General features: G+C 70.0%; 24 protein-coding genes and 1 riboswitch. Of the genes, 7 read left to right on the top strand and 17 right to left on the bottom strand.

The genetic code is table 11. The annotated features are described in order from the left end of the window. The first annotated feature begins 132 nt into the window (after nt 1-132). Both baeS and NUG21_RS19930 read left to right on the top strand, forming a co-directional pair. Nucleotides 133-1512 (top strand): sensor histidine kinase efflux regulator BaeS, encoded by a 1380-nt coding sequence (gene baeS, locus NUG21_RS19925; RefSeq protein ID WP_242084948.1) that lies wholly within the window; start codon nt 133-135, stop codon nt 1510-1512. Further along, nucleotides 1509-2192 carry a response regulator gene (locus NUG21_RS19930; RefSeq protein WP_019798235.1) on the top strand — a complete coding sequence of 228 codons (684 nt, stop codon included), beginning with the start codon at nt 1509-1511 and terminating at the stop codon, nt 2190-2192. The genes baeS and NUG21_RS19930 overlap by 4 nt, the downstream gene beginning before the upstream one ends. Before the next feature lie 102 nt (nt 2193-2294). On the opposite strand, the gene purU is transcribed toward NUG21_RS19930, so the two are convergent. The 5 genes from purU to NUG21_RS19955 all read right to left on the bottom strand — a co-directional run bounded on the left by purU (nt 2295) and on the right by NUG21_RS19955 (nt 7081). Then, nucleotides 2295-3146 carry a formyltetrahydrofolate deformylase gene (purU, locus tag NUG21_RS19935; RefSeq protein ID WP_160946068.1) on the bottom strand — a complete coding sequence of 284 codons (852 nt, stop codon included), beginning with the start codon at nt 3144-3146 and terminating at the stop codon, nt 2295-2297. Between the two features lie 371 nt (nt 3147-3517). Next, the gene (locus NUG21_RS19940) at nt 3518-3958 is read right to left on the bottom strand and encodes an XVIPCD domain-containing protein (protein ID WP_019796585.1); all 441 of its coding nucleotides are present in this window, start codon (nt 3956-3958) and stop codon (nt 3518-3520) included. A gap of 123 nt (nt 3959-4081) precedes the next feature. Continuing rightward, nucleotides 4082-4927, bottom strand: a complete 846-nt coding sequence (locus NUG21_RS19945) for an NAD(P)-dependent oxidoreductase (protein WP_237473146.1) — start codon at nt 4925-4927, stop codon at nt 4082-4084. Between the two features lie 87 nt (nt 4928-5014). Next, on the bottom strand, nt 5015-6112 hold the full coding sequence (locus NUG21_RS19950; protein ID WP_263391819.1) for an NADH:flavin oxidoreductase/NADH oxidase: 1098 nt from the start codon (nt 6110-6112) through the stop codon (nt 5015-5017). Between the two features lie 87 nt (nt 6113-6199). Continuing rightward, entirely contained in the window at nt 6200-7081 is an 882-nt protein-coding gene (locus NUG21_RS19955) for an NAD-dependent protein deacetylase (RefSeq protein WP_263391820.1), read from the bottom strand. A gap of 240 nt (nt 7082-7321) precedes the next feature. Between NUG21_RS19955 and NUG21_RS19960 the strand changes: the two genes are divergently transcribed. Then, nucleotides 7322-8065: a response regulator transcription factor gene (locus NUG21_RS19960; protein ID WP_242084945.1), complete on the top strand. Its 744-nt coding sequence runs from the start codon at nt 7322-7324 to the stop codon at nt 8063-8065. Here NUG21_RS19960 and NUG21_RS19965 read toward each other — a convergent pair. Further along, nucleotides 8046-9368 (bottom strand): sensor histidine kinase, encoded by a 1323-nt coding sequence (locus tag NUG21_RS19965; RefSeq protein ID WP_263391821.1) that lies wholly within the window; start codon nt 9366-9368, stop codon nt 8046-8048. The two genes, NUG21_RS19960 and NUG21_RS19965, sit on opposite strands and share 20 nt — an antisense overlap. Nucleotides 9369-9582: 214 nt before the next feature. On the opposite strand from NUG21_RS19965, the gene NUG21_RS19970 reads away from it, so the two are divergent. Together NUG21_RS19970 and NUG21_RS19975 are read left to right on the top strand one after the other, a co-directional pair. Beyond that, nucleotides 9583-11940, top strand: a complete 2358-nt coding sequence (locus NUG21_RS19970; RefSeq protein ID WP_263391822.1) for a YadA family autotransporter adhesin — start codon at nt 9583-9585, stop codon at nt 11938-11940. A gap of 66 nt (nt 11941-12006) precedes the next feature. Beyond that, the gene (locus NUG21_RS19975; RefSeq protein ID WP_263391823.1) at nt 12007-13962 is read left to right on the top strand and encodes a S8 family serine peptidase; all 1956 of its coding nucleotides are present in this window, start codon (nt 12007-12009) and stop codon (nt 13960-13962) included. A gap of 37 nt (nt 13963-13999) precedes the next feature. Here the strand turns inward: NUG21_RS19975 and NUG21_RS19980 are convergent, their stop codons facing one another. Further along, complete coding sequence (locus NUG21_RS19980) at nt 14000-14380, bottom strand: VOC family protein (protein ID WP_019798927.1); 381 nt, start codon at nt 14378-14380, stop codon at nt 14000-14002. 33 nt (nt 14381-14413) lie between these two features. Continuing rightward, nucleotides 14414-15667, bottom strand: a complete 1254-nt coding sequence (locus NUG21_RS19985; protein WP_263391824.1) for an MFS transporter — start codon at nt 15665-15667, stop codon at nt 14414-14416. Between the two features lie 99 nt (nt 15668-15766). On the opposite strand from NUG21_RS19985, the gene NUG21_RS19990 reads away from it, so the two are divergent. Next, nucleotides 15767-16672, top strand: coding sequence for a LysR family transcriptional regulator (locus tag NUG21_RS19990; RefSeq protein ID WP_160946996.1), 906 nt, complete (start codon nt 15767-15769; stop codon nt 16670-16672). 210 nt (nt 16673-16882) lie between these two features. Here NUG21_RS19990 and NUG21_RS19995 read toward each other — a convergent pair whose 3' ends face one another. The 7 genes from NUG21_RS19995 to NUG21_RS20025 form a co-directional block, all read right to left on the bottom strand. After that, nucleotides 16883-17215, bottom strand: a complete 333-nt coding sequence (locus NUG21_RS19995; protein WP_019798422.1) for a thioredoxin family protein — start codon at nt 17213-17215, stop codon at nt 16883-16885. An 84-nt stretch (nt 17216-17299) separates the two neighbouring features. Next, nucleotides 17300-17857, bottom strand: coding sequence for a flavodoxin (locus NUG21_RS20000; RefSeq protein ID WP_263391825.1), 558 nt, complete (start codon nt 17855-17857; stop codon nt 17300-17302). Nucleotides 17858-17977: 120 nt separating this feature from the next. After that, nucleotides 17978-19018 (bottom strand): ribonucleotide-diphosphate reductase subunit beta, encoded by a 1041-nt coding sequence (locus NUG21_RS20005; RefSeq protein ID WP_010340146.1) that lies wholly within the window; start codon nt 19016-19018, stop codon nt 17978-17980. A gap of 108 nt (nt 19019-19126) precedes the next feature. Further along, a complete protein-coding gene (locus NUG21_RS20010) occupies nt 19127-21538 on the bottom strand; it encodes a ribonucleoside-diphosphate reductase subunit alpha (RefSeq protein WP_160946994.1) in 2412 nt (803 codons plus the stop codon). Between the two features lie 179 nt (nt 21539-21717). Next, a riboswitch (cobalamin riboswitch) is annotated at nt 21718-21939 on the bottom strand. 209 nt (nt 21940-22148) lie between these two features. After that, nucleotides 22149-22919 (bottom strand): SIR2 family NAD-dependent protein deacylase, encoded by a 771-nt coding sequence (locus NUG21_RS20015; RefSeq protein ID WP_263391826.1) that lies wholly within the window; start codon nt 22917-22919, stop codon nt 22149-22151. A 162-nt stretch (nt 22920-23081) separates the two neighbouring features. Beyond that, a complete protein-coding gene (locus NUG21_RS20020; protein WP_019800967.1) occupies nt 23082-23513 on the bottom strand; it encodes an organic hydroperoxide resistance protein in 432 nt (143 codons plus the stop codon). A 74-nt stretch (nt 23514-23587) separates the two neighbouring features. Further along, nucleotides 23588-24046 (bottom strand): MarR family winged helix-turn-helix transcriptional regulator, encoded by a 459-nt coding sequence (locus NUG21_RS20025; protein WP_263391827.1) that lies wholly within the window; start codon nt 24044-24046, stop codon nt 23588-23590. 143 nt (nt 24047-24189) lie between these two features. Here NUG21_RS20025 and NUG21_RS20030 point away from each other — a divergent pair, with 143 nt between their 5' ends. After that, nucleotides 24190-24588, top strand: coding sequence for a hypothetical protein (locus tag NUG21_RS20030; protein WP_263391828.1), 399 nt, complete (start codon nt 24190-24192; stop codon nt 24586-24588). 22 nt (nt 24589-24610) lie between these two features. On the opposite strand, the gene zapE is transcribed toward NUG21_RS20030, so the two are convergent. Further along, a complete protein-coding gene (zapE, locus tag NUG21_RS20035) occupies nt 24611-25708 on the bottom strand; it encodes a cell division protein ZapE (RefSeq protein WP_160946990.1) in 1098 nt (365 codons plus the stop codon). Next, nucleotides 25705-26370: an alpha/beta hydrolase gene (locus tag NUG21_RS20040; RefSeq protein WP_160946989.1), complete on the bottom strand. Its 666-nt coding sequence runs from the start codon at nt 26368-26370 to the stop codon at nt 25705-25707. Before NUG21_RS20040 ends, zapE begins: the two co-directional genes overlap by 4 nt. Between the last annotated feature and the right edge of the window lie 70 nt (nt 26371-26440).

Raw genomic sequence — 26440 nt, forward strand, 5'->3', positions numbered from 1 at the left:
GTGGCCACGCTAGGGCGCAAATGTGCAGCAAATTTGGAGATCGCTGGCGATGGCGCGGATTCGCTTGCTTTCCCTTGCTGCGACGCGGCTAATACGCAGCATCTGCCGTTCCCGCGCCGCGCATTGCCTCCGATGAAACTGGGCCTCACCGCCAAGCTGTTCCTCGCCATCCTCGCCGCGTGCGTGGCGGTGCTGCTGATCAACGGCCTGGCCGTACAGGCCTTCGTCAAACGCCAGTTCCTGGACTACCTCAACCAACAAGGGGTGGAGCGCATGCTGGAGACCCTGCCGCGGGTCAGGGCCGAGTACGCGCGGCATGGCAACTGGGATTTCGTGCGCGACAATCCGGATGTCTGGTTCGTGTTGATGCGCCCGGAGCATGGCATCGGCACGCCGCGCATGGCACCGCCGGTTTCCGACCAGACCGGCGCGGTGTTTCGCTTCGCGCTGCTCGACCAGGACTACACGCCGGTAATCGGCAATCCCGACGTCGGACGCGACGACATCCTGCGTCCGGTGGTGGTCGGCGGCCGTACCGTCGGCTGGATGGCGATGCTGCCGTTCCAGAAGGCGCTGGCGGGGGCAGACGCGCGTTTCTACGCGGCGCAGCAGCACGCATGGTGGATGATCGGCAGCGCCTCGCTGGTGGTCGCCGCGCTGCTCGGATGGCTGCTGTCGCGCGCCCTGCTGCAGCGCATGCGCGGCCTCGCCGGCGCCACTCACCGCCTGGCCGCCGGCGATTACGCCACCCGCATCGACGCCGGCGCGCGCGACGAACTGGGCCAGCTGGCGCGCGACTTCAACCTGCTGGCGCAGGCGCTGGAGCACAACGAACGCGCACGCCGCGACTTCATGGCCGACATCTCCCACGAGCTGCGCACGCCGCTGGCGGTGCTGCGTGCGGAACTGGAAGCGCTGCAGGACGGCATCCGGCCGATGACGCGCGACTCGCTGGGTTCACTGCACCAGCAGATCGGCCAACTCGGCAAGCTGATCGAGGATCTGTACGACGTGTCGCTGACCGACGTCGGCGCGCTCGCCTACCGGCGCGCGCCGGTCGACCTGGCGGTGATCCTGCCCGCCGTGCTGGACGGCGTGCGCGCGCGCTTCGCCGCCGCGCACCTGCAACTGCAGGTGCAGATCCAGGCCGGGTCGCTGCAGGTCGACGGCGACGAGCGCCGCCTGCAGCAACTGCTCGGCAACCTGCTGGAGAACACGCTGCGCTATACCGACGCCGGCGGCGTCGTGCAGGTGCGCTGCGCGCGCCGCGACGCGGTGCTGGAACTGGTGGTGGAGGACAGTGCGCCGGGCGTGGAGGCGGACAAGCGCGCGCGTCTGTTCGAACGCTTCTACCGCGCCGAGGCCTCGCGCAACCGCGCCAGCGGCGGCAGTGGGCTGGGCCTGGCGATCTGCCGCAACATCGCCGAGGCCCATGGCGGCACGATCGACGCCAACGCCGCCGCGCTCGGCGGATTGCGCGTGGTGTTGCGCTTGCCGGCGCTGACGGCATGAACGGGCTGGATCCGATCGGGCACGTGCTGATCGTCGAGGACGAACCGCGCCTGGCTGCGGTGCTGCGCGAGTACCTGCATGCGGCCGGCTATTCGCACGACTGGATCGCCGACGGCGCGCAGGCGCTGGGCGCGTTCCGCGCGCAAAAGCCGGACCTGGTGCTGCTGGACCTGATGCTGCCCAACCGCGACGGGCTGGAGATCTGCCGCGACCTGCGCAGGGAAAGCGCGGTGCCGGTGATCATGGTCACCGCGCGGGTGGAGGAGATCGACCGCCTGCTCGGCCTGGAGATCGGCGCGGACGACTACATCTGCAAGCCGTTCAGCCCGCGCGAGGTGGTGGCGCGGGTGCAAGCGGTGTTGCGCCGCCATCGCCACGATCCCAACGGCGCGCCGGCGCCGGGCCTGCAGATCGACGAGGACGCCTGCCGCGCCAGCGTGCACGGCCGCGACCTGGACCTGACCCAGGTCGAGTTCCGCCTGCTGCGCACCCTCGCCGCCACACCGGGGCGCGTGTACTCGCGCGAGCAACTGATGGACCGGCTCTACCTCGACCACCGCATCGTCACCGACCGCACCGTCGACAGCCACGTCAAGAACCTGCGCCGCAAGCTCACCGACGCCGGCGTCGCGGACTGGGTGCGGTCGGTGTACGGGGCGGGTTATCGATTTGAGCCGTGATTGGGAATTGGGGATTGGCTAAAGCCGGCAGGGCCATCGGCACATCGGTGATCAGCCAAGCCGCTTTGGCGAATCCCCAATCCCGAATCCCCACTCCCCGCCTCACCGAAACACGACCGTCCGATGCCCGTTGAGCAGGATGCGATGCTCGACGTGGCGGCGCACGGCGCGAGCCAGCACCTGCGACTCGGTGTCGCTGCCCAGGCGCACCAGCTCGCGCGGGGTCATGGCGTGGTCCACGCGGGCCACGTCCTGCTCGATGATCGGGCCTTCGTCCAGGTCGCCGGTGACGTAGTGCGCGGTGGCGCCGATGATCTTGACCCCGCGGGCGTGCGCCTGGTGGTACGGCTGCGCGCCCTTGAAGCTGGGCAGGAAGCTGTGGTGGATGTTGATCGCGCGCCCGGCCAGTGCCGCGCACAGCGTCGGCGACAGGATCTGCATGTAGCGTGCCAGCACCACCAGGTCGATGCGTTCGCGCTCGACCAGCGCCAGCAGCTGCGCTTCCTGTTCGGCGCGATTGGCCGCGCTCACCGGCAGGTGGTGGAACGGCACGCCGTAGGAGCCGGCCAGCGCGGCGAAATCGGGATGGTTGGAGGCCACCGCGGCGATGTCCACCCGCAGTTGCCGGCTGTGCGCGCGGAACAGCAGGTCGTTGAGGCAGTGGCCCTGCTTGCTGACCAGCACCAGCAGGCGTGCACGGCGGCGCGCGTCGTGCAGTTGCCAGTCCATCGCGTAGTCGGCGGCGAGCGGCTCCAGTTGCACCTTCACCGCGGCGACGATGCCGTCGGCGGGCACATCGAAATGCACACGCAGGAAGAAGCGGCCGCTTTCCTCGTCGCCGAACTGCTGTGCATCGAGGATATTGCAGCCGTGCTCGAACAGCAGGCCGCTGACGCGGAAGACGATGCCGGTACGGTCCGGGCAGGACAGGGTCAGGATGTAGTCGGGGCGCATCCGCCGATGATAGGGGAAAGGCGGGGATTGGGGATTGGGGATTGGGGATTGGGGATTGGGGATTGGGGAGTCGGGACAGCCGACCACGCAATAGCGGTAGATCAATTGTCATGCAGCGACGACCGAAGAAGCCCGCACAGAACGGCACTTCCTTCTCCCATCGGGAGAAGGTGCCCCGAAGGGGCGGATGAGGGTGCGGGCGCAGCCTCGCGCAGTCGAAACACACCGGGTGCCCTGCGCGCCGGACCCTCACCCCAACCCCTCTCACGGGGGGGGAGAGGGGCTCAGCCATCCTTATCCTGAAACCTGGTCGCGGCTGACGCCGCGCCGAGGACATTGCTCAGCCCAGGACGCTGCTCACTCGCCTGCGTTCACTCCGGGCGCAGGCGCAGGGCCAGGCGGCGATTGACCTTTTCCAGGCGCGCCAGCGAGTCCTCCACCGACATGCCGACCGCTTCGTGGGTGGTGATGTGCGCTCGCAGGTGCGCCGGGTCGTCCAGGTCGCCGCGTACCAGGAACACGTTCTCGCCATCCTCCACGTCGCCGATCTCGCGGCTGAGCACCACGTGGTCGACCTGGTCGAAGCCGTATTCCTTGGCCAGCGGCAGCAGCCGCGCCACCATGCGCTCGCTGATCGCGTCCGGCGCGCGGCCGCAGGCGGCGTCCAGCGCATGCACGCCCTCGCGGATCTGCGCGTACAGGAGATGGTCGGGATGGTCCGGATGATCGGGGCCGGGCACGGCCTCGCGCACCACCGCGCGCGGCGGCTCGATCGGCGCTCTGTCGCCGGGATCGGATGAATTCGGACTCATGGCATCCTCCTGTGATGCGCCAGCAAATCGCCGCACCTTAGCGGCAAGCGCACGCCAGGCTCAAGCGGGCACGCAGTGTGCGGCACGCGCCGCCAAGGCCCGCTGAAGATCCACGCGTCCGGCTCAGCCCTGGCCGGCGCGGCGCGCGGCGACCTTGGCCAATGCCGCCCAGTCCAGCTCGCCGTCGCCGTGTGCGATCGCCTCGATGAAGGCGTCGCGCAGCACCGCCGCCAGCGGCATCGGCACGTGCCGGGTCTCGCCGGCGTTCAGCGCCAGGCGCACGTCCTTCAAGCCCAGCGTGGCCTTGAAGCCGGCCGGGCTGTAGCGCTGCTCGGCGATCATGCCACCGTAGGTCTGATAGGCCGGTGCGGCGAACACGGTGTTGGTGAGCATGTCGAGGAAATCGGCCGCGTCCACGCCGTGCCCGCGCACCAGCGCCGACGCCTCGGCCATGGTGCCGATGGCGCTGGCCAGGCACAGGTTGGCGGCGAGCTTGACCGCGTTGGCCTGTTCCGGTGCGGCGCCGAAATACCAGGTCTTGCGCCCGATGACATCGAGCAAGGGCTGCACCCGCGCCAGGGCCGCGGCGTCGCCGGCGGCAAGCAGGTTGAGCTGGCCGGCCGCGGCCACCTCGACCCGCCCCAGCACCGGCATCGCCAGGTAGGCGACGCCGCGCTCGGCATGCAGCGCGTGCAGCTCACGCGCCAACGCCACCGAAATCGTGGCCATGTTGACGTGCACGCTGCCGGCGGTGAGCGCGTCCAGTGCGCCGCGCTCGAGCAGGGTCTCGCGCACCGCGGTGTCGTCGGCCAGCATCGAGAACAACACCGGCCCGCGCACCGCATCGGCCGGTTGCGCGGCCTGCTGTGCGCCGGCCTCGAGCAGGGGCTGCGCCGCCGCGGCGCTGCGGTTCCACACGGTCAGTGCGTGGCCGGCGCGCAGCAGGTTGAGCGCGATCGGCTGGCCCATCGTGCCCAGGCCGAGAAATCCAATCGTCGTCATTGCATGCTCCCTGAAGAAATCGAAGTGGAGGCCGCCAACCGTGCGGCGCGTCGGTCAGGCGTCGAACACGCCGCGCGCCCCATGCGGCTCGCAACGCAGGTATTGCGGCGACGGGCGCAACCGCGCGCCCAGCGCGGCGGCCGCGTGCCACGGCCAGCGTGGATCGTAGAGGATGCCGCGGGCCAGCGCGATGGCATCGGCGCGGTCCTCGGCGAGGATGGCCTCGGCCTGCTGCGGCTCGGTGATCAGGCCGACCGCGATCACCGGCATCCGCACCGCGCGGTGCAAGGCCTCGGCGAACGGCACCTGGTAGCCGGGCGCCACCGGGATGCGCTGGCGCCGGTCCAGCCCGCCGCTGGACACGTGCAGGTAATCGCAGCCCTGGGCCTGCAGCGCCTGCGCCAGCACCTCGCTCTGCGCCAGGTCCCAACCGCCGTCGACCCAGTCGGTGGCGGAGATGCGCACGCCCACCGCGATGCTCGGCGCCACCGCGGCGCGCACCGCCGCATGCACGCGCAGCAGCAGGCGCATGCGGTTCTCCAGGCTGCCACCGTAGGCATCGGTGCGCTGGTTGCTCAGCGGCGACAGGAACTGGTGCAGCAGGTAGCCGTGCGCGGCATGCAGTTCGATCAGCGCGACGCCAAGGCGCTCGGCGCGCCGTGCCGACGCCACGAACGCCTCGACGATGGCGTCGATGCCGGCCAGGTCCAACGCCTGTGGCGGCACGCCGTCGGCGGCGAAGGGCTGCGCCGACGGCGCCACGGTCTGCCAGCCGTTCGGCTGGTCCGGCGCGATCGCGCCGCCGCCGTCCCAGGGCTTGTGCGTGGACGCCTTGCGCCCGGCATGCGCGAGCTGGATGCCCAGCGGCATCGGCGACCAGCGCCGCACCGCGCGCAACACCGCGTCCAGCGCCGCCTCGGTGGCGTCATCCCACAGGCCCAGGTCGGCGTAGCTGATGCGCCCGCGCGGCTCCACCGCGGTCGCTTCCAGGATCAGCAAACCGGCGCCGGACTGCGCCAGTTGGCCCAGGTGCTGGGTGTGCCAATCGCTGGCACGGCCGTCCTCGGCCGAGTACTGGCACATCGGCGCGATCACGATGCGGTTGGACAACGACAGCGGCCCCAGTGCGAGGGGCGAGAACAACTGACTCACGATGCGGATCCGTGGAAACGCCGCGCGCGGCGCGGGAGGCAGTCATTGCACTCCTGCCGCGCAGCGCGATCAACCACTGCCGATGGATCAGTTCGTGCCGGGATTCGGAACGCGCGCGGCTGCCGGCAGCAGGAACGCCAGCGCCTGCGCGCAGGGCTGCTCCACCTTCAGGCTCAGCAGGTCGTCGCCGCGGGTGCGGCCCAGGTTGACCGCGGCGATCGGCAGGCCGGCCTTGGCAGCCGCCTGCACGAAGCGGAAGCCGGAATAGACCATCAGCGACGAACCGACCACCAGCACCGCGTCGGCGCGTTGCAGATGCGCGAACGCGCTGGCCACGCGCTCGCGCGGCACGTTCTCGCCGAAGAACACCACGTCCGGCTTCAGCACGCCGCCGCAGTGCACGCAGACCGGCACCACGAAGCTGGCGAAATCCTCGCCCTCCAGGTCGGCGTCGCCGTCGGGCGCCGGTGCGGCCTGCAGCGTCGCCCACTGCGGGTTGTGCTGCAGCAGGTGCTGCTGGAACGCCTCGCGCGGCATGCGCCGCTCGCAGCCCATGCAGCGCACCACGTCCAGGCGCCCGTGCAGGTCGATGGTGGCGCGGCTGCCGGCTGCCTGGTGCAGGCCGTCCACGTTCTGGGTCAGCAGCACGTCGACCTGGCCGCGCGCTTCCAGCTGCGCCAGCGCGGCATGGGTGGGATTGGGCCGGGCGTGACCGAAGCGCGGCCAGCCGAGCAGGCTGCGCGCCCAGTAGCGCTGCCGCGTCGCCAGCTCGCCCATGAAGGCCTGGTAGGTCACCGGCTGCGCGCGCTTCCAGTCGCCGGCGGCGTCGCGGTAGTCGGGTATGCCCGAGTCGGTGCTGCAGCCGGCACCGGTGAGCACGAACAGGCGCCGATGGCGGTCGACGAACGCCTCCAGCGCGGAAGACGCGGCCTGCGCGGACGCGGCGTGATCCTGCAGCAACTGCGACATCGTGGCGGTCCCGGACGTGGTGGAGGCGCGCGCCGATGGCGCGACGCCTTCCTATCTTGGGTGCGCGCGGCGGCAACGCAAGTCCGGGCCGCCGCGGCCGCTGAAGCGTTGCAGCGCGCATTGAAAGCCCGTTGGAAACTGGCTACTGTCCAGGACGCGGCAGGATGCTCAGCGGTCACGGCGTCCTCGACGCCGCACGCTGCTCCGTGAGGAATGCCGTCCCTTCGCCGATTCCGCCTCGTGAGCCGCGTTCCCGATCCCATCCCGCCCCCGTTCGTTGCTGCTGCCGCCAACACCCCGCTGCGGGTGGCGTTGCTGGAGGACGACGATGTGCTGCGCGACCGCGTGCTGCTGCCGGGCTTGGTGCGGCACGGCTTCGAGGCCACGCCGCTGCGCACCGCGCAGGCGCTGTGGGCGGCGCTGGAGGCGCACCGTTTCGACCTGATCGTGCTCGACATCGGCCTGCCCGACAGCGACGGCTTCACCCTGACCCAGCAGCTGCAGGAACGCCACCCCGGCATGGGCATCGTCATCCTCAGCGGCCGCGGCGAGCAGCCGGATCTGGTGCGCGGGCTGGTGCAGGGCGCGGATGCGTACCTGATCAAGCCGGTGCAGATCGAGATCCTCGCCGCGACCTTGTTCAGCGTGGCCCGGCGCATGCTGCGGCCGAGCGCGCCGGCCAGCGAGGAATGGCAGTTGCAGGACGATGGCTGGTGCCTGTTCGCGCCGGACGGGCAGGCAGTGCCGTTGACCGCCTCCGAACGCAAGGTGCTGCAGAGCCTGTGGCAGGCGCGCGGACGCCTGGTCAGCCGCGATGCGTTGATCGGCATGCTCGGCGGCAACGCCGGGCTGGAGATCGATCCGCATCGGCTGGACGCATTGCTGCATCGCTTGCGGCAGAAGGTGCAGGAGCGCACCGGCAGCGCGCTGCCCTTGCGCGCGGTGCGCGGCGAAGGCTATCTGCTCATGCCGCAGGAGCGCTGAGCCCGGCCAGCGGCAGGCGCAGCGTGAAGCAGGTGCCGGCTCCGGGCGCGCTGCGCACCTGCAGGCTGCCCTGCGCCTGTTGCGTCATCTCGAACGCCACCGCCAGGCCCAGCCCGGTGCCCTGCCCGGCCGGCTTGGTGGTGAAGAACGGTTCGAAGATCTGCCGTTGCACGGCCTCGCTCATGCCCACGCCGGTATCGGCGATGGCGATGGCGACGGCCTCGCCATCGCGACGCAGTTGCAGCGAAAAACAGCCGCCGCCGGGCATTGCATCGCGCGCGTTGGCGGCGAAGTTGAGCAGCGCCAGATCGAAGCGGCTGCGGTCCAGGAACACCGGCGCCGGCTCGGTGGCCAGGTCCAGCCGCACCTGCACCGCGGCGCCGAACAGTTGCCGCAGCATCGGCTGCAGGCTGCGCAGCGCTTCGCCGGCATCGAAGCGCGTAGGCACGCTGGCCTCGCGGCGACTGAAGCTGAGCAGCTTGCGGCTGACCGCCACGCCGCGGTGCGCGGCCAGCGCCACGCCTTCTAGCGCCTCGGCCAGCACCAGCGCATCGCGCGGCGGGTGATAGTCCAGTTCGTGCACGCAATGGCGTTGCTCGGTGTAGCCGAGGATCGCACTGAGGATGTTGTTGAAGTCGTGCGACACGCCGCTGGCCAGTTGTTCCACCAGCTCGATCTTCTGCAGATGCAGCAGCCGCTGCTGCGCCTGGGCGCGTTCGCGCATCTCCACGCGCAGGCGCGCGGCGCTGCGACGCGCACGCCACAGGCTCTCGCGCAGCGCGGCGACGGTGCGGTCCAGCACCAGGGTGATCATCAGGTAGCTCAGCGCCAGCGACGGCAGGTTCTGGAACGGGCTGCGGGTGCCGCGCGGATCCTGACCCCAGGGGCTTTCCATGCCCAGCCAGAAGATCAGCGGAATGCACAGGTACACCAGCCACAGCGCGCGGCGCCCGATCACCAGCGCGGCCAGGGTCAGCATCATCATCGGGTACGGATCGAAGGCCTGCAGCTGGTAGCCGAACGCCAGGTTGGCGGCGACCGCCGAACACAGCACCACCGCGATGAACATGGCCGTGGCCTGTTTCAGCAGGCCGCGGCGGATCATCCAGACTGCGGCCCAGGCCGCGGCCGCGATCGCGGCGTCGGTGCCGAGGTCCACCGCCAGTTGCACCGGGCTCATCTGGATGCGCGGTGCCGTCAGCAGGTGATACAGCTTGTTGAGCGGAATCTCGCTGCCCAGGAACACGAACAGCACCTGCAGCGCCGGCGCGTTGCGCCGGTCCAGCGCGTCGGCGATCGGCACCCGGCGCAGCCATAGCGAGAGGCACCGCCACAGCCGCACGGCGCGCGCGACCGGCGGAGAGTGCGCACCCCATCTCACCCAGGCTCCCATGACGGTGAGTCTACCGTGAGGAAACCGTGAACCTGCGTGCATTGAAGGGGCGAAGGGCTTGCGGCCTTAATCGGGCCTGACTCACCGCCGGGACGACGCTCCCGGCCCCAGCCCGGAACCGACCATGCCTCTTCTGCCGAATGCCTTGCGCGCCGCCGCGCGCCCGCTGTCGTCCTCGTCCATCCTGCCGCAGGCGTCTGACGGGTTGTTGACCGCCGCGTTGCTGCTCGCGCTGAGCCTGCCCGCGAGCGCCTTCGCCGCCACGGCGCCGACCACGGCCACCCCGGCGCCGCAACGCGATACCGCCGCCGCGGCCACCGACGCCGAGACCGACAGCGCCGACGCTGCCAACGCCACGCCCCAGGACGCCACCGCCCAGGACGTGCAGCCGGGCAGCCAGAACACCACCCGCTATTTCCTGGCCGAAGGACTGAACGACGGCAGCGACTACGCCAGCGCCGCCGGCCTGCGCGCGGTGGCGATGGGCGCGCGCGCCGATGCCTCCGGCGCCTTCGCCATCGCCATCGGCCACCACACCGTCGCCTCCGACAGCGCTGCCATCGCGATGGGCGACGGTGCGGTGGCCAGCGGCACCTCGGCCATCGCGATCGGCGGCAGTTTCTTCGGCAGCGCCAACGGCGATTCCGCCGGCGCGCAGAGCACCGGCTTCGGTGCGCTGGCGATCGGCACGGCCGCCGCCGCCACCGCCGGCAACGCCAGCGCACTGGGCTGGAACGCCAGCGCCAGTGGCGACAGCGCCACCGCGGTCGGGTCCACCTCGGCGGCCAGCGGGCAGTACGCGACCGCCGTCGGCGGCTCGTCGCGTGCCGAGGGCGAACAGGCCGGCGCCTTCGGCTACGCCGCCTTGGCATCCAATGTCGGCGCCACCGCGACCGGCGGCTACAGCACCGCCTCCGGCTACTTCGGCACCGCGATGGGCTACGCCGCCACCGCCAGCGGCGACGGCAGCGTGGCCCTCGGCGAAGGCGCCGCGGCCGCCGGCCAGCAGAGCGTGAGCATCGGCGCCAGCAACAGCGGCGTTCCCGCCCAAGCCAACGGCCTGGGCGCGGTGAACGTGGGCGCCGGCAGCTGGGCACTGTGGGATTACGGCGTGGCGCTGGGCTTCGACAGCCATGCCGATGCGGTCCACAGCGTGGCGCTGGGCGCGCAGGCGCTGGCCACCAGCGAGAACGCCATGGCGGTGGGCGGGCAAGCCTATGCCGACGGCATCGACGCCAGCGCCTTCGGCAGCATCGCCAGCGCCAACGGCGAAGGCGCCACCGCGCTGGGCAGCGGCGCCACGGCGATGGGCGCGGGGACCGTTGCGCTGGGCTACAACAGCGCCGCCACTGGCGCCAACAGCGTGGCGATCGGCGCCGGCTCGATGGCCGACCGCGACAACGCGGTCGCCTTCGGCAACGATGGCGCGCTGCGCCAGCTCACCTACGTCGCCGCCGGCACCGCCGACACCGACGCGGTCAACGTGCTGCAGCTGCGCAGCATCGCCAGCGCGCTCGGCGCCGGCAGCGCGGTCGGCGGCGATGGCAGCTTCAACGGCGGCAGCTACCTGATCCAGGGCCGCAGCTACGGCACGGTCGGCTCGGCGCTATCGGCGCTGGATGGCGCGTTCTCGGCGCTGGATGCTCGAGTCGGCAGCCTGGTGCAAAGCGGCGGCGGCGTGGCGGTGGGCAGCGGCGGCACCGGCGGTCCCACTGTCGGTGCCGGCACCAATGCGGTGGCGGTCGGCGCCCAGGCCACCGCCAACAGCCAGAACGGCACGGCGATCGGTTCCAATGCGCTGGCCTACGGCCCCAACGACACGGCGCTGGGCGGCAACGCGCAGGTCAACGCCGACGGCAGTACCGCGGTCGGCGCCAACGCCAGCATCAGCGCCAGCGCCACCAACGCCGTGGCGGTGGGCGAAAGCGCCACGGTCACCGCCGCCTCCGGTACCGCCGTCGGCCAGGGCGCCTCGGTCTCGGCGAACAACGCGGTGGCGATCGGCCGCGGTTCGTCCGCCACCCGCGCCAACACCGTCTCGGTGGGCAGCGCCGGCAACGAACGCCAGATCAGCAATGTCGCCGCCGGCAGCGCCGCCACCGACGCGGTCAACGTGGCGCAGATGCAGGCCGGCGACAGCGCCACGCTGAGTAGTGCCAAGGCCTACACCGACAACCGCATGGCCGGCTGGGACGACAACCTGACCCGGCTGCGCACCGACACCGACCAGCGCTTCCAGCACCTGGACCGGCGCATCGACCGGATGGGCGCGGTCAGTGCCGCCTACGCCGGCATGGCGACCAACACCTCCGGCCTGGCCGGGGCCAACCGGGTCGGCGTCGGTGTCGGTTCGCAGGGCGGCGAAAGCGCGCTGGCGGTCGGCTACCAGCGCGCGATCGGCAACCGCGCCAGCATCTCGCTCGGCGGCGCCTTCTCCGGCAGCGAGAAGAGCGTGTCCGCCGGCGCCGGCTTCAGTTGGTGACGCGGCCGCCGCTGCCGTTCCTTCCGTGATTTCCACGCCTTCGTCGATCTTCGCAGAGACATCCCCATGACCCATGCCACCCCGCTTTACCGCAACCTGCTCGCCCTGTCGCTGGGCCTGGCCCTCGCCGGCACCGTACACGCGCAGACCGCCCCGCGCTTCTCGGTCCTGGCCCAGGCCGCACCGGGGCAATCCACCGTCTACGACGGCCTGATCGTGACCTACCGCGACGGCAGCAGCGCCGTTCGCGACGCGCGCGCCGCCAACGCCACGTTGAACCAGATCATGGCCGCGCGCAGCACCGCCAGCACCTGGACCAGCACCTACCGACAGGCCGCCCCCGCCTTGAACCGGGTGCGCCGGCTCGCCATCGGCGCCGACCTGGTGCGGCCCAGCCGCGCGCTGACGCCGTCGCAGTTGCAGACGCTGATCGCCAGCCTGAAGGCCGATCCCGCGATCGCGCACGTGGAGCCCAACCTGCTGCTCAAGCCGGTGCGCAGCACCGCGCAGGCCACCGCCTCCGCGGCGACCGCACCGAATGATCCCGGCTATTCCGTGCAGTGGCACCTGCGCACGCCCGACGGCCACCTGGAAACGCTGGCGCCGGAGACCACCGGCTATCCCAACCGCGGCGGCATCGATCTGGTGCCGGCCTGGCAGTACGGCACCGGCCAGGGCGTGGTGGTGGCGGTGATCGATACCGGCATCACCGCGCATCCGGACCTGGACACCTCGCTGGCCAGCGCCGGCTACGACTTCATCAGCGACGCGCTGCTATCCGGCCGCGCCAGCAACGGTCGCGTGGCCGGCGGCTGGGACACCGGCGACTGGACCACCGACGACAAGTACCTCGTCGCGAACGGCGGCTGCGTGCAGCCGGAGGAGCAGAAAGGCAGTTCCTGGCACGGCACCCACGTCGCCGGCACCATCGCCGCGCGCACCAACAACGGCATCGGCATGGCCGGCGTGGCGCCGGATGCGAAGATCCTGCCGATCCGCGCGCTCGGCCACTGCGGCGGCACCACCGCCGACATCGCCGACGCCATCGTCTGGGCATCCGGCGGCCACGTCGACGGCGTACCGGACAATCCGAATCCGGCCGAAGTCATCAACATGAGCCTGGGCGGCGGCGGCTCCTGCGCGCAGGATTCGGTGACCTCCACGGCCATCTCCAGCGCGATTGCACGCGGCAGCGTGGTGGTGGTGGCGGCCGGCAACGACAACGCCGATGCCGCGGGCTACTCGCCGGCCAGTTGCCCGGGCGTGATCAACGTGGCGGCCAACGGCATCACCGGCGGCCGCGCCTACTACTCCAACTACGGCAACACCATCACCCTGTCCGCCCCGGGCGGCGGCGTCTACGCCAACGACGCCGCCAGCGGATCGCGCTCGGTGCGCACCGGCCTGGTCTGGTCCACGCTCAACACCGGCGAAAAGGGCCCGGACCAGCCGGCCTACGCCGGCTACGCGGGCACCGCGATGGCCTCGCCGCACGTGGCCGGCGTGGTCGCGCTGGCGATCAGCGCCGCGCTCAACGCCAACCGCCCGGTGCCCTCGCAGGCGCAGTTGCGCGACATCCTGACCCAGACGTCCATTCCTTTCCCGAACAAGCAGACGCGGTACATCGGCGCCGGCATCCTCAACGCCGCCAAGGCCGTCGCCCGTGCCGCCGGCGCCAGCGGCGGCGGCGACGAGGCCACGGCGATCAGCGTGGGCCGCGGCACTGTCAGCAAACTGTCGGCCGCGGCCGGCCAGGGGCCGCTGTATCGCCTGGACGTGCCGGTGAATGCGCGCAACCTGCAACTGCGTACGCTCGGCGGCAGCGGCCAGCTCAAGCTGTACGCACGCGCGGTGCGCGCCCCCGGCGCCGACGGCAGCAATGCCGACTACAGTTCGCTGCGCAACGGCACTACGCAGAACGTGCAGATGGCGTTGCCGGCCACGGGCAGCTACTTCTTCCGCCTGGTCGGCGGCAACGGCGGCTACGCCAACGTGACGCTATCGGTGAGCTACTCGGAGTGAGCGCGCGACGCGGGCGCTGCCGCGGCGGCGCCCGCCGTTACAAGGGATTAGCGATCTCGATCAGGTTGCCGTCGGGATCGCGGATGTACACCGACAGGATCGGCCCACGGGCGCCGGTGCGCTGCACCGGACCGCTCTCGATCGGCACCGCGGCCGCCTGCAGTTCCTCCGCCACCTGCGTCAGCGGCGTGGCGGTGAGCAGGCACAGATCCGCCGACCCCGGCGTGGGCACGCGCGCCTTGGGCTCGAACTCATGCCCATGCCGGTGCAGGTTGATCTTCTGCGCGCCGAAGGCCAGCGCCTTGCGGCCTTCGCCGAAGGTCACCACGCGCATGCCCAGCACCTGCGCATAGAACGCGCAGGTCGCCTCGATGTCGGCGACGGTGAGAACCAGATGGTCGAGATGGTCGATCTGCATCGCGGAACCCTCGTTGGCTGATGGCGGCGCGGCTCACTCGCCGCGTGGCGGATGCGGCCCGAAGCGGCCATAGGGACGGCTGTCGTCGGCGCCGCGGCGCAGCACCTGCGCGGCGACCAGGCCGATGCCCAGCAGCACCAGGCAGCAGGCCACCAGCGCGTTCCAGCCACCGTGCTGCCAGGCCGCGCCGCTGAGCGAGCCGATCAGGCTGGCACCGGCGTAGTAGGCCAGCAGGTACAGGGAGGCGGCATGGCTCTTGTGCTGGCCGCCCAGGCGCCCGACCCAGGCGCTGGCCGCCGAGTGCGCCACGAAGAAGCCGATGGTCAGCAGCACGATGCCGGCGATGACCGGCACCAGCGCATGCGCCAGGGTCAGCGCCACGCCCAGCGCCGCGGTGGCGATGCCGGCCAGCACCACCGGACCGCGGCCGAAGCGGTCCGACGCGGCGCCGGCGACCGAGGAAGACACGATGCCGAACACGTAGGCGCTGAAGATCATGCCGAGCTGGCTCTGGCTCAGCCCGAACTCCGGGCCGCCCAGGCGGAAGCCGGCGTAGTTGTAGACGCTGACGAACACGCCCATCGCCAGGAACGGGATCGCGAACAGCCATGGCAGATGGCGATCGCGCAGATGCCCGCCCCAGGCACGCAGGTGGAAGCGCAGGTTCACTCCCTGGCGGCGCACGAAGTGCCGCGACGGCGGCAGCAGCCATACGAAGCCCACCGCGACCAGCAGATCGACCACGCTCAGCGTGGCCAGCGCGATGCGCCAGTCGAAGTGGTCGGTGAGCAGGCTCATGCCGATGCGGCCGATCATGCCGCCGAACGCATTGCCGGCCACGTACAGCCCGGTCGCCGCGCCGAGCCGGCTCGCCGGCAGTTCCTCGGCCAAGTACACCATCGCCACCGCGGGCACACCGCCCAGGGCGATGCCCGACAGCGCACGTACCGCCACCAGCGCGCCCCAGTGCGGCAGGCAGGCCGCCAGCAAATTGAGCAGCGCCGCCAGCGCGATCGACACAAACATCAGCCCGCGCCGGCCCAGCGTTTCCGACACGGCGCCGGCGCAGAAGATCGCGATCGCCAGGCCGCCGGTGGCCAGCGACAGCGGCAGCGAGCTGGCGGCGGCGCTGACTCCGAATTCGCGCGCGAACACGGGCAGCAGCGGCTGCACGCTGTACAGCAGCGAGAAGGTGGCGAAGCCGGCCAGGAACAGCGCCAGGCGGATACGCAACAGCGGCGCATCGTCCACGGCGTGCACCGGCGGGCATTGGCTGGAGGCGTTCACGGGATGGGCCGCAGCGGGAAACGGAGGGCCAGTATTCGCCTGCCATCACCCGGCGTCCAATATATGATCGACCGACTCTCCATATGTTCTGGATATGACATGGAACTGCGCCACCTGCGCTACTTCCTGGCCGTGGCCGAGGCCGGACACTTCACCCGCGCCGCCGCGCAGTTGGGCATCCAGCAACCGCCGCTGAGCCAGCAGATCCGCGCGCTGGAAGAGGAACTGGGCACGCCGCTGTTCGTGCGCACACCGCGCGGTGCCGAGCTCACCGATGCCGGCCGCGCCTTCCGCACCGAAGCGCGACGCGTGCTCGCCGACCTGGAACGCGCCGGCGACGCCGCACGCCGCGCCGCGCGCGGCGAGAGCGGCGTGCTGCGGCTCGGCTTCACCGCCTCGGCCGCGTTCAACCCGATCGTGCCGACCCTGGTGCGCGGCTTCCGCCGCGGTTGGCCGGCAGTGACGCTGGCGCTGGAGGAGACCAACACCGCCGGCCTGCTCGCCGCGCTGCTGCAGGGACGGCTGGATGCGGCCTTCATCCGCTACAGCGTGGCCACGCCCTCGGAATTGCAGTTGCTCAAGTTGCCCGACGAGCCGATGAAGATCGCGGTGCCGGCCGCGCACCGCCTGGCCAAGCGCCGCCGCGCGCCGCTGTCGGCCTTGGCCGGCGAACCCTTCATCCTGTTCCCGCGCAGCTTCGGCACCAGCCTGTACGACGAGATCCTCGATGCCTGCCGCCAGGCCGGCTTCGAACTGAAGATCGAACAGGAAGCGCCGCAGATGTCCTCCATCGTCAACCTGGTCGCCGCGGAACTGGGCGTGTCGGTGGTCCCGGCCTCCACCGCGCAGGTGCAGTTGCCCGGCGTGCGCTACCTGGACATCGAAGGCCGCGTACCGATGGCGCGCCTGGCGCTGGCCGCGCTGCCGGCCACCGCGCAGGCGATGCCGATCGTGCGCCACCTGTGGCAGCTGGCGCAGGGGCATGCGGCGGGCGGGCGTGGGTAGGGGTGCTGCACTTCCCTAGCTGCAATGTAGGAGCGGCTTTAGCCGCGAGCTTTTCCCGGTAGACGAGAGCAAAGGCTTTCGCTTGAGATTTGCCTGTCGGACGAGACGAAGAACCGTAGGAGCGGCTTCAGCCGCGACAGGCTCTATCGGGAAAGCCCGTCGCGGCTGAAGCCGCTCCTACGAGATACGAGATACGAGGAACGCGAGCGCTCAACCCAGATGCGTGCGGACCGCTTCGTCGATCTTGGCCGGCGGCACGAAGCCGGGCACGCGCGCCACTTCCTCGCCTTGGCGGAACAGCATCAGCGTCGGCGTCTGGCGCAGGCCCTGAGCGCGGAAGAAGTCCTCGCCCACGTCTTCCATCTTCACCTTGAGCAGGGTCACGCCCTGCGCCGTGTCGCTCTCGGCGAAACGCTCCAGCGACTTGTCGAGCATGCGGCAGCCAGGGCAGTTGTCCTTGTTGAAATCGGCCAGCACGCGCGGGTGCGCGGCAAGCGCATCGGCGAACTGTTCGGCGCTGGAGACGGTGATGGTGGTGAGCATGGAACGGAACCTTGTCTGATGTCGGAGGAAACACGGCGTGCGATGACGATGCCGGTGCTACCAAGAAAACGGATGGCGACGGCGTCAGCCGCTGCCGTGCAGCGGCAACCCCATCGCAGCGAACCCGCCCGCACCGGCGGACGGGGGCTCGGCAGCGGCGCTCGGCACGGCGCCTGCCGACGACCGTGCAGCGCGCAGCGCCAACACCTGCGCGCACCAGGCGTCGATGGCCGCGTTGTCGCGGTCGCCATGCGGCATCTGCTCGATCTCCAGCAACGGATAGACGCTGTCGAAGAAACGCGCGATGCGCTTGACCGCACCGCAGTAATACTCCAAGCCCCACTGCGTCTCGCCGGTGCCGAACGCCGCGACCTCGATCGTCTTGCCGGCGGCCTCGACCAGCTCGGCGATGTAGCGCTTCATCTCCGCCGGGGTGCGCCCGGCGTTGTCGCTCCAACTGCCGAGCAGGTGCAGATCGAAGTCTGCCGCGCGCGCGGCATCGCCGAGCGCGCCGTGCAGGGTCTGCAGGTCGGTATGGATCCACGTTACCTGGTGCCCCGCCGCCTCGCACTGCGCATGCACGCGGCGGGCGACGTCGCGGGTGTTGCCGCTGAGCGAAGCGTAGGCGAGCAGGATACGCATGGGGCGGGGATTCGGGAGTGGGGATTCGGGATTCGTCAGAGCAGGATGGCGGTGCTTCACCAATCCCGAATGCCCGGCTTTTCAGCAGCCGAACGGCTGATCATCCCGAATCCCGGCCCTTCAGAGATCGTCGAAGCCGTTGTCCGAGTTGGTCTTCTTGTAGCTGGCGTTGCGCATCTCGAAGAAGTCGGTCTTGGTCTCGGTGAAGTTGTCGGCGTAGGCCTTGATCCACGGCATCACGTTGTCGCTGGCGCCGCTGTACAGCTTCTCGATGCCGAGCATGCCGGACATCTTGTTGGCGCGGTACTTCACGTACTGGATCATTTCGTCCACGTCGATGCCCTCGATGCCGTCGAGCACTTCCGAGGACCACTCGGTCTCCAGGCGGATCGCGTGTTCGAAGGCCTGGTGCACGTAGTCGGTCAGCTCGTTGGTCTGCAGCTCGGCGTTCTCGCCGATGATGGCGCGGATCAGCTCGCTGATGAACTTGGTGTGGGCCAGTTCGTCGCGGTTGATGAAGCTGATGATCTTGCCGGTGCCGGTCATGCGGTTCTGCCGCACCAGGTTGTAGAAATACGCGAAGCCGGAATAGAAGTTGATGCCTTCCAGGATCGAGGACTGGATCAGCGAGCGCAGCAGGGTCTCTGCGGTCTTCTCGCGCATGAAGTCGTCGTAGGCCTGCATGATCGGCTGGTTGCGCGCGATGATGGTCGGATGCGTGCGGGCGATCTCGAACACGCGGTTCTGGTCGGCCAGGCCGGCGATCGAGGCCAGCACGTACGAGTAGCTCTCGTTGTGGATCACTTCCTGCTGGCCGATGATCGCGGCGTTGGCGTGCGCGGCCGGGTCGGTGATGTATTCGGCGACGTTGTAGATGAAGCGGGTCTGCGGCGAATCCAGCGTGGCCAGCAGGCCGATGATCGAGTCGTAGGCGTTCTTCTCGCGCGCCGACAGCTCCCCGTACTGCTTGGCATCGCCCTTCATGTCCACTTCGTCGGGGATCCAGAAGTTGGTCGACAGCTCCTTGTACGCCCGGTAGAAGGACGGGTACGGGATGTCGTTCCAGTTGAGGATGCCGCTGGTGGTGCCGTTGATGATGCCGGTGGAGCGGTTGGGGTGCAGCGGTTCGAGGATCTTGATGCGGTCGAGCGCGATGGCCATGGATGTGCTTCGGTAGTCGGGTGAACGGCGCCGGCGGGCGGCGCGGGAATACGGGGCGCGCGCGGCAGGAGCGGCCTGCCGCACGGCGCTGGGCTCAGGTGCCCGCGATCAGCTCGAGCACCACTCGCACTCGCTGATGTCGATGTCGTTGGAACGCACGTAGTACGTGGTCTTCAGGCCTTCCTTCCACGCGGTCATGTGCAGGTCCAGCAGGGTGCTGGCGCGGATGCCGCTGGGCACGTAGAAGTTGAAGCTGATCGACTGGTCGACGTGACGCTGGCGGCGCGCGTTCTGGCGCACGCTGGCGAACTGGTCAACCTTGTAGGCGCCCTTTTCGTAGTACGGGTAGGTGTCCACGGTCAGCCCCGGCGCCACCACCGGACGGCGGAAGTCCTTCTTCTCTTCGTAGTAGAACGCGCTGTAGATCGGGTCGATCGACGCGGTGGAGCCAGCGATCTGCGCGGTGCTCATGTTCGGCGCCACCGCCACCATCCACGCGTTGCGCACGCCGTGCACGCTCACCTGCGCGGCCAGTTCCTGCCACTCGGCGCTGTCGTAGCCGCGCTTGGTGAAGTACTCGCCGTTCTGCCAGTCGCTGCCCTTGAACACCTTGTACGCGCCCTTCTCCTTGGCCAGCGCCAGGCTCGCCTGGATGGTCAGGTAGTTGATGCGCTCGTACAGCGAATCGCTGTACGCCTCGGCGTCCGGCGAATTCCAGTCGATGCCCTTCTGCGCCAGCAGGTGGTGCCAGCCGAAGGTGCCCAGACCGATCGCGCGGTACTTCTGGTTGGTGATGGTGGCCTGCGGCACCGGCAGCTCGTTGAGGTCAATGACGTTGTCGAGCATGCGCACCTGGACGCGGATCAGCCGCTCCAGGATGTCCGGCGACAGCAGGTCCGGCTGCGCGGTCACCGCACGGCCCAGGTTCACCGAGGACAGGTTGCACACGACGAAGTCGCCGGCCTGCTTGGTGGTGACGATCTGGTCGCCGCTGATCATCTCCTGGATGACCCGCGTCGGGCTCATGTTCTGCAGGATCTCGGTGCACAGGTTGCTGGAATAGACCATGCCCTGGTGCTTGTTCGGGTTCATGCGATTGACTTCGTCGCGATAGAACATGAACGGGTTGCCGGTCTCCAGCTGGCTGACCATGATGCGCTTGAACATGTCGATGGCCTTGACCACCTTGCGGCCGATGCGCTCGTCGGCCACCACCTCCTCGTAGCGGGCGCGGAAGCTGCCTTCGCCGCGCTTCTCGTCGAAGAAGTCCTGCAGGTACCAGCCCTTGACCTCCTTCACCTCGTGCGGGTCGAACAGGTACCACTCGCCGCGGCGTTCCACCGCTTCCATGAAGATGTCCGGCACGCACACCGCGGTGAACACGTCGTGCGCGCGCAGGCGCTGGTCGCCGTTGTTCAGGCGCAGGTCCAGGAACGCCTCGATGTCGCGGTGCCAGATGTCCAGGTACACGGCGATGGCGCCCTTGCGCTGGCCGAGCTGGTCCACCGACACGGCGGTGTTGTTGAGCTGCTTGATCCACGGCACCACGCCGCCGCTGGAGTTCTTCACTCCGCGGATCGCCGAACCGGAGGAACGCACGTAGCCCAGGTAGGCGCCGACGCCGCCGCCGTGCTTGGACACGCGCGCCACGTCGGTGTTGGAGTCGTAGATGCCCTGCAGGCTGTCGTCGACGGTGTCGATGAAGCAGCTCGACAGCTGACCGCCGATCTTGCCGGCGTTGGCCAGGGTCGGGGTGGCGACGGTCATGTACAGGTTGGACAGGGCCCAGTAGGCCTCGCCGACCAGCTGCATGCGGCGCTCGCGCGGCTTCTCGTCCTGCATCAGGTACAGGGCGATGGTCAGCCAGCGCTCCTGCGGCAGTTCGTAGACCTTGCGCGAGTTGTCGGTGGCCAGGTAGCGCGTGGCCAGCAGGTACAGGCCGTTGTAGGCGAACAGCTTGTCGCGCTCCGGATCGATCATGCGGCCGGCTTCGGCCAGTTCGTCCTTGGAGTAGTTCTTGAGGATGTCGATCGAGTACACGCCGCGGTCGGCCAGGCTTTCCTGCAGGCCGACGTAGGAGCCGTACTTCTCGCCGGCATCGTAGAAACGGTTCTTGCTGGCGCGCTTGTACAGGCGGTCCAGGTACAGGCGCGCGGCGAAGTACTCCCACTCCGGCGTGGCGATGTCCACGCGCGACTCGGCCTCGCGGATCAGGTAGTCGACCATGTCGTCGGCCGACAGGCTTTCCTTCTTCTCGATGAAGGCGAAGGCCTTGCGCTCGTAGTCGCTCACGTCCAGCTGCGGGAACTCGGCGTGGATCCGGTCCAGGGTGCGCTGCAGGCGCGAGCGGTCGAAGGCCATGCGGCGGTTGCCGCCGTCCTTGACGATCCAGGTCACGGCGCGCTGGTCGTTGCTCGGCTCGCTGCTGGCCGGTTCCGGCTGGGCAGTGGCGGCAGCGGTCGTGGGGTCGACGGCGGCGTCGACTGACGCGGTGGCCGGCAGGCTGTGGGTCTGGCTCATGAAGGTCTCCAAGCGTGGTGCACGCGGCCGCCCGACCCTCGCAGGCAGCGGTCCGACCGGATCGGCAGGTGGCAGGCGGTGTCGCGAAGACTGCAAACAGCGCAGGCAGCAGGCCTGCGGGCGGTCCACGCTGCACCGACCCTCTCCCCCCGGAGATCGCACGGTCGGCGCCGCGCGGTGTGCTTCGCGCGGCTGTCGGCAGGTCTTCGGGCTGATGGGCGACGGCCGCGTGGCCGGTTCCTAGCCCGTCGCTTCCCAAGGCGGGCGCCTCAGTGCGGATGACGGGTTCGTTCCCAATTACCGCTGCGGGGCAGCGCCGGACTTGGCGTTGGCACGCCGCACCGGCTTCCCTTTTGATCCCGCGGCTTGGGGCCGCAGGAACCGACCACCCCAAGATAGTGTGGTCGGCCGACGGCGTCAACGCTAAATATGGGTCAAATTACGAAAACCTAAGCCTGGCAACGGTTTGCCGATGGCAGCCGGTTCCGGTCCTGCCACGGAGGCCATTCGCGGCCGTGACGGCACCGTGAGTCCGACCGTCCGAAAGGCCCGATATGCCATCGAAACGGACCGTCGGTCGCCGAGGCGCGCCTTGCAGCGTGCAGCGGGCTCAGGTCACCCTGCACTGCTGCAGCAGCAACGGCAGCGCCATCGCGGCGCTGTCGCGCCAGTGCAGGTCGGCGCGTGCCGACAGCGCGCTGGGTTCGGGATTGATCTCGACCACGCAGGCGCCGCGCTCCTTGGCCTGCAGCGGCAGGCCGGCGGCCGGATAGACCAGGCCGGAACTGCCGATCACCAGCACCAGGTCGGCGCTGTCGGCCGCGGTCTGCGCGCGCGCCCACTCCGCCGGCGGCAGCGCCTCGCCGAACCACACCACGCCTGGGCGCACCGTGCCGCCGCAGGCCGCGCACACCGGCGGCGGCAACCGTTGGCTGGGCGTCTGCACGTCGATCGGCGGCAGCAGCCCGCGCCAGGGCTGGCCGCAGTCGCTGCAGCGCAGCGCCGACAGGCGGCCGTGCACGTGCGCGGCGACCTCGCTGCCGGCACGCTGGTGCAGATCGTCCACGTTCTGGGTCACCAGCGTGGTGTGGCGGACCTCGGCCAGGCGCGCCAGCGCGAGGTGCCCGGCATGCGGCTGCGCCAGCGCCACGATCGCCATGCGCCAGCGGTACCAACCCCAGACCAGGGCCGGGTCGGCGCGCCAGGCGTCCTCGGTGGCCAGTTGCTCGGGATCGAAGCGCGACCACAGGCTGTCGTCCTGGCCGCGGAAGGTCGGCACTCCGCTCTCGGCGGACATGCCGGCGCCGGTCAGCACCAGCACACGGCGCGCGCCCTGCAGGAAGGCGGCGACCGTCTCGGCGTTGTAGGCGGAACTGAGCATGGCGCGCCCGATTTGATGAAGCGCACACTATTGCATTGACGCAGAGCGTCCTCAATGTGCGCGGCAACACACGCGGCGCCCGCAACGCGAACGGGCGGCCAGTGGCCGCCCGTCGCTTACCGCCATGGACCGGCGCATGCGCCGGCCCGCACATCCGCTGGCTCAGTCGAGCACGACCAGCTTGACGTCGATGTTGCCGCGGGTGGCGTTGGAGTACGGGCACACCTGGTGCGCCTTCTCCACCAGCGATTCCAGCGTGGCGCGCTCCAGGCCCGGCACGGCGATGCGCAGTTCCACGGCGATGCCGAAGCCGCCCGGGATCTGGCCGATGCCGACATGGCCTTCGATGCTCGGCTCGGCCGGCAGCTTCACCTTCTCCTGCCCGGCGACGAACTTCAGCGCGCCGATGAAGCAGGCCGAGTAGCCGGCCGCGAACAACTGCTCCGGGTTGGTGCCGTCGCCGCCGGCGCCGCCCAACTCGCGCGGGGTCGACAGCTTGACGTCCAGCGCCTTGTCCGGGGTGGCGGCGCGGCCGTCGCGGCCCCCGGTGGCGGTGGCAGTGGCGGTGTAGACGATGGTGGTCGGTGAAGCCATGGTGGTTCTCCTAGCAGGGCGGCGCCGCGGCGCCATGGGTGTAGAGGGGATTGGGTGATCGGGGGCGGAACGGCTCAGGCCGCGGCCTGCAGCTTGCCGCGGACTTCTTCCAGATCCTGCTTGAGCCGGGTCAGTTGCTGCAGGTCGCAGGCGACCGCGCACAGCACGCCTTCCGGCACCGCCTGCGCACGGGCGCGCAGGGCCTGGCCATCGGCAGTCAGCGCGATCAGCACGCGGCGCTCGTCGGCGGCGGCGCGACTGCGGGTCAGCAGGCCGACCGCCTCCAGGCGCTTGAGCAGCGGAGTCAGCGTGGCCGAATCCAGGAACAGGCGCTCGCCGATGTCCGAGACGCTGCAGCCGTCCTGCTCCCACAGCACCAGCATCACCAAGTACTGCGGATAGGTCAGGCCGAGCTCACCCAGCAGCCCGCGGTAGAGCTTGTGCATCGCCAGGTTGGCCGAATACAGCGCGAAGCACAGCTGGCTGTCCAGCTTCAGCAGCGCGGTGGCGTCGGAGGGAGAGGTACGGTCCATGGGCGAGATATTACATAGTGCGCGATTCAATCGCAAGCGATATTTTCCTCCGCATTAACTCCTTGCTGAAGCGGGCGCCGCGTCCTGCCGCCCACCGCCGCCGGCGCAGCGCTACGCTGCCGCGCAGCCCGAGGAGCTTCCGCATGCGCGCATCGTTCCTGCTGCTGGCCGCGCTCGGCGCTGCCCCCATCGTGCCCAAGGCTATGCCCAACACCCTGCCGCACGGTCCGGTGCTGGTCGGTGCCGGCGCCGACGCACTGGCCCGCGAAACCCGCCGCCAGTGCCCCGACGTGCCGACCGACCGCTTGACCCCCGCCGATCTGCTCGATGCCGAGGAGCGCTTTCGCGACGGATTGGCCGCAGCGCAGCGCCAGGCCATGGACCGGCAGTTGCCGCAGGACGGTGCGTCCGGCCCGGCCCGCTGCGCGCAGCGCGAAGGCGGCGCCAGTTGCCTGGCGGCCGCCTATCTGGAAGAGATTGCAGGCGCGGGCCTGATGCCGCGCTTCGTCGCCGGGCTGTGCGCGCCCGGCGCAGTGCGCTGAGCGCGCGCCGGGGATCTCGCGCTCAGACCCGATGCGCCGCCGACAGGTACTCGGCGCTCTGCATCTCGATCAGGCGCGAGGCGGTGCGCTCGAAGGCCCCGGCCAGGCGCTCGCCGGTGTACAGCAGCGGTGGCGGATCCTGCGCGGTGCAGACCAGGTTGACGTGGCGGTCGTACAGCTCGTCGATCAGGTTGACGAAGCGCCGCGCCGCGTCCTCGTTCATGCGGTCGAAGTGCGGGATGCCGCCGAGCAGCACGGTGGTGAACTCGTGCGCGATCTCGATGTAGTCGCTGGGACCGCGCGGGCCTTCGCACAAGGCGACGAAATCGAACCAGACGATGCTCTTGCCGCGCGCACGCACCGGGATCTTGCGCCCTTCCAGTTCGATGTTGCCGCGGCGCGCCTCGGCATTGCCAGTGAGCGCGCTCCAGCGCTCGCCCAGCCAGGCATCGCTGTCCTCGGCCAGCGGCGCGCGGTACACCGGCGAACGGGTCAGCGCGCGCATGCGGTAGTCCTCGGTGCCCTCGGCGTACAGCTCCACGCAGTAGGACTGCAGCAGCGCGATCGCCGGCAGGAAGCTATCGCGCTGCAGGCCGTTGAGGTACAGGTTCTGCGGCGCGGTATTGGAGGTGGTGACCAGGGTCACGCCCTCGGCGAACAGGCGCTCGAGCAGGCGCGACAGCAGCATCGCATCGCCGATGTCGGTGACGAAGAACTCGTCCAGCACCAGCACGCGCAGCCGGCTGCGCCACTCCTGCGCGATCTTCGCCAGCGGATCGCTCTGCCCGGCATGCTCGCGCAGGCGCTCGTGCACGCCGCGCATGAAGCGATGGAAATGCGTGCGGTACTTCCGCGTGATCGGCAGGCCGTCGTAGAACAGATCGACCAGAAAGGTCTTGCCGCGGCCGACCCCGCCCCAGAAGTACAGCCCGCGCACCGGCTCGGGCTTCTTCCAGAACGCCGACAGGCGGTCCAGCCAGCCCTCCTGGTCGCCATCGACGATCGCGACGTGGATGCGGTCCAGTTCGGCCAGCGCCGCATGCTGGGCCGGATCGTCGCGCCAGTCGCCGCGCGCCACGCCCTCGGCGTAGCGCTGCGACGGCAATGTCGCGGCGCTCACGCCTGCGCCGCCGGCAGCCAGGCCTTGACCGCGTGCTGCAGCGCGCCGCGCAGGTCGATCAGCTTGCGATGGAAGAAGTGGCTGGTGTCGGGCATGCGCACAAGTTGCGGTTGCGTCTCCAGGGTTTCGAGCCAGTCGTACACGGCCTGCGGATCGACGATCTCGTCGGCGTCGCCCTGGATCACCAGCCACTGCGGCGGCGGCGCCATGTCGGAAAAATCCCAGCGCCCGGCCGGTGGCGCGATCGAGATCAGCACCTGCGGCTGCAGCGCGGCGCTGGCGCGCAGCGAGACGTAGGCACCGAAGCTGAAACCGGCCAGCCACAGCGCGTCATGCGGACGTTGCGCGCGCACCCAGGCGGCCACCGCGGCCAGATCCTGCTGCTCGCCATCGCCGTGGTCGAAGCTGCCGGCGGAGGCGCCGACGCTGCGGAAATTGAAGCGCACCACGTGCACGCCCAGTTCGCGCAACGCGCGCGCGACCATGGTCACCACCTTGTTGTGCATGCTGCCGCCCTCGGTGGACAGCGGATGGCAGACGATGGCGGTGACCGGCAGCGCGGCGACGTCGGCGTCGGGCAGATCGACCGCGGCCTCGATCGGGCCGGCGGGGCCTTGCAGCGTCAGCGCGCCGGAGGCGGTGGGGAAAGCGGGAGAGGTCATGCGGTCATAATACCGGGGCTGGGTCGCGGCCACATGCCGAAGCGGTGCACGCAGCGTTCTTTTTCCTCCC

This window comes from Xanthomonas sp. CFBP 8445, assembly GCF_025666235.1.
Taxonomy (GTDB): Bacteria; Pseudomonadota; Gammaproteobacteria; order Xanthomonadales; family Xanthomonadaceae; genus Xanthomonas_A; species Xanthomonas_A indica.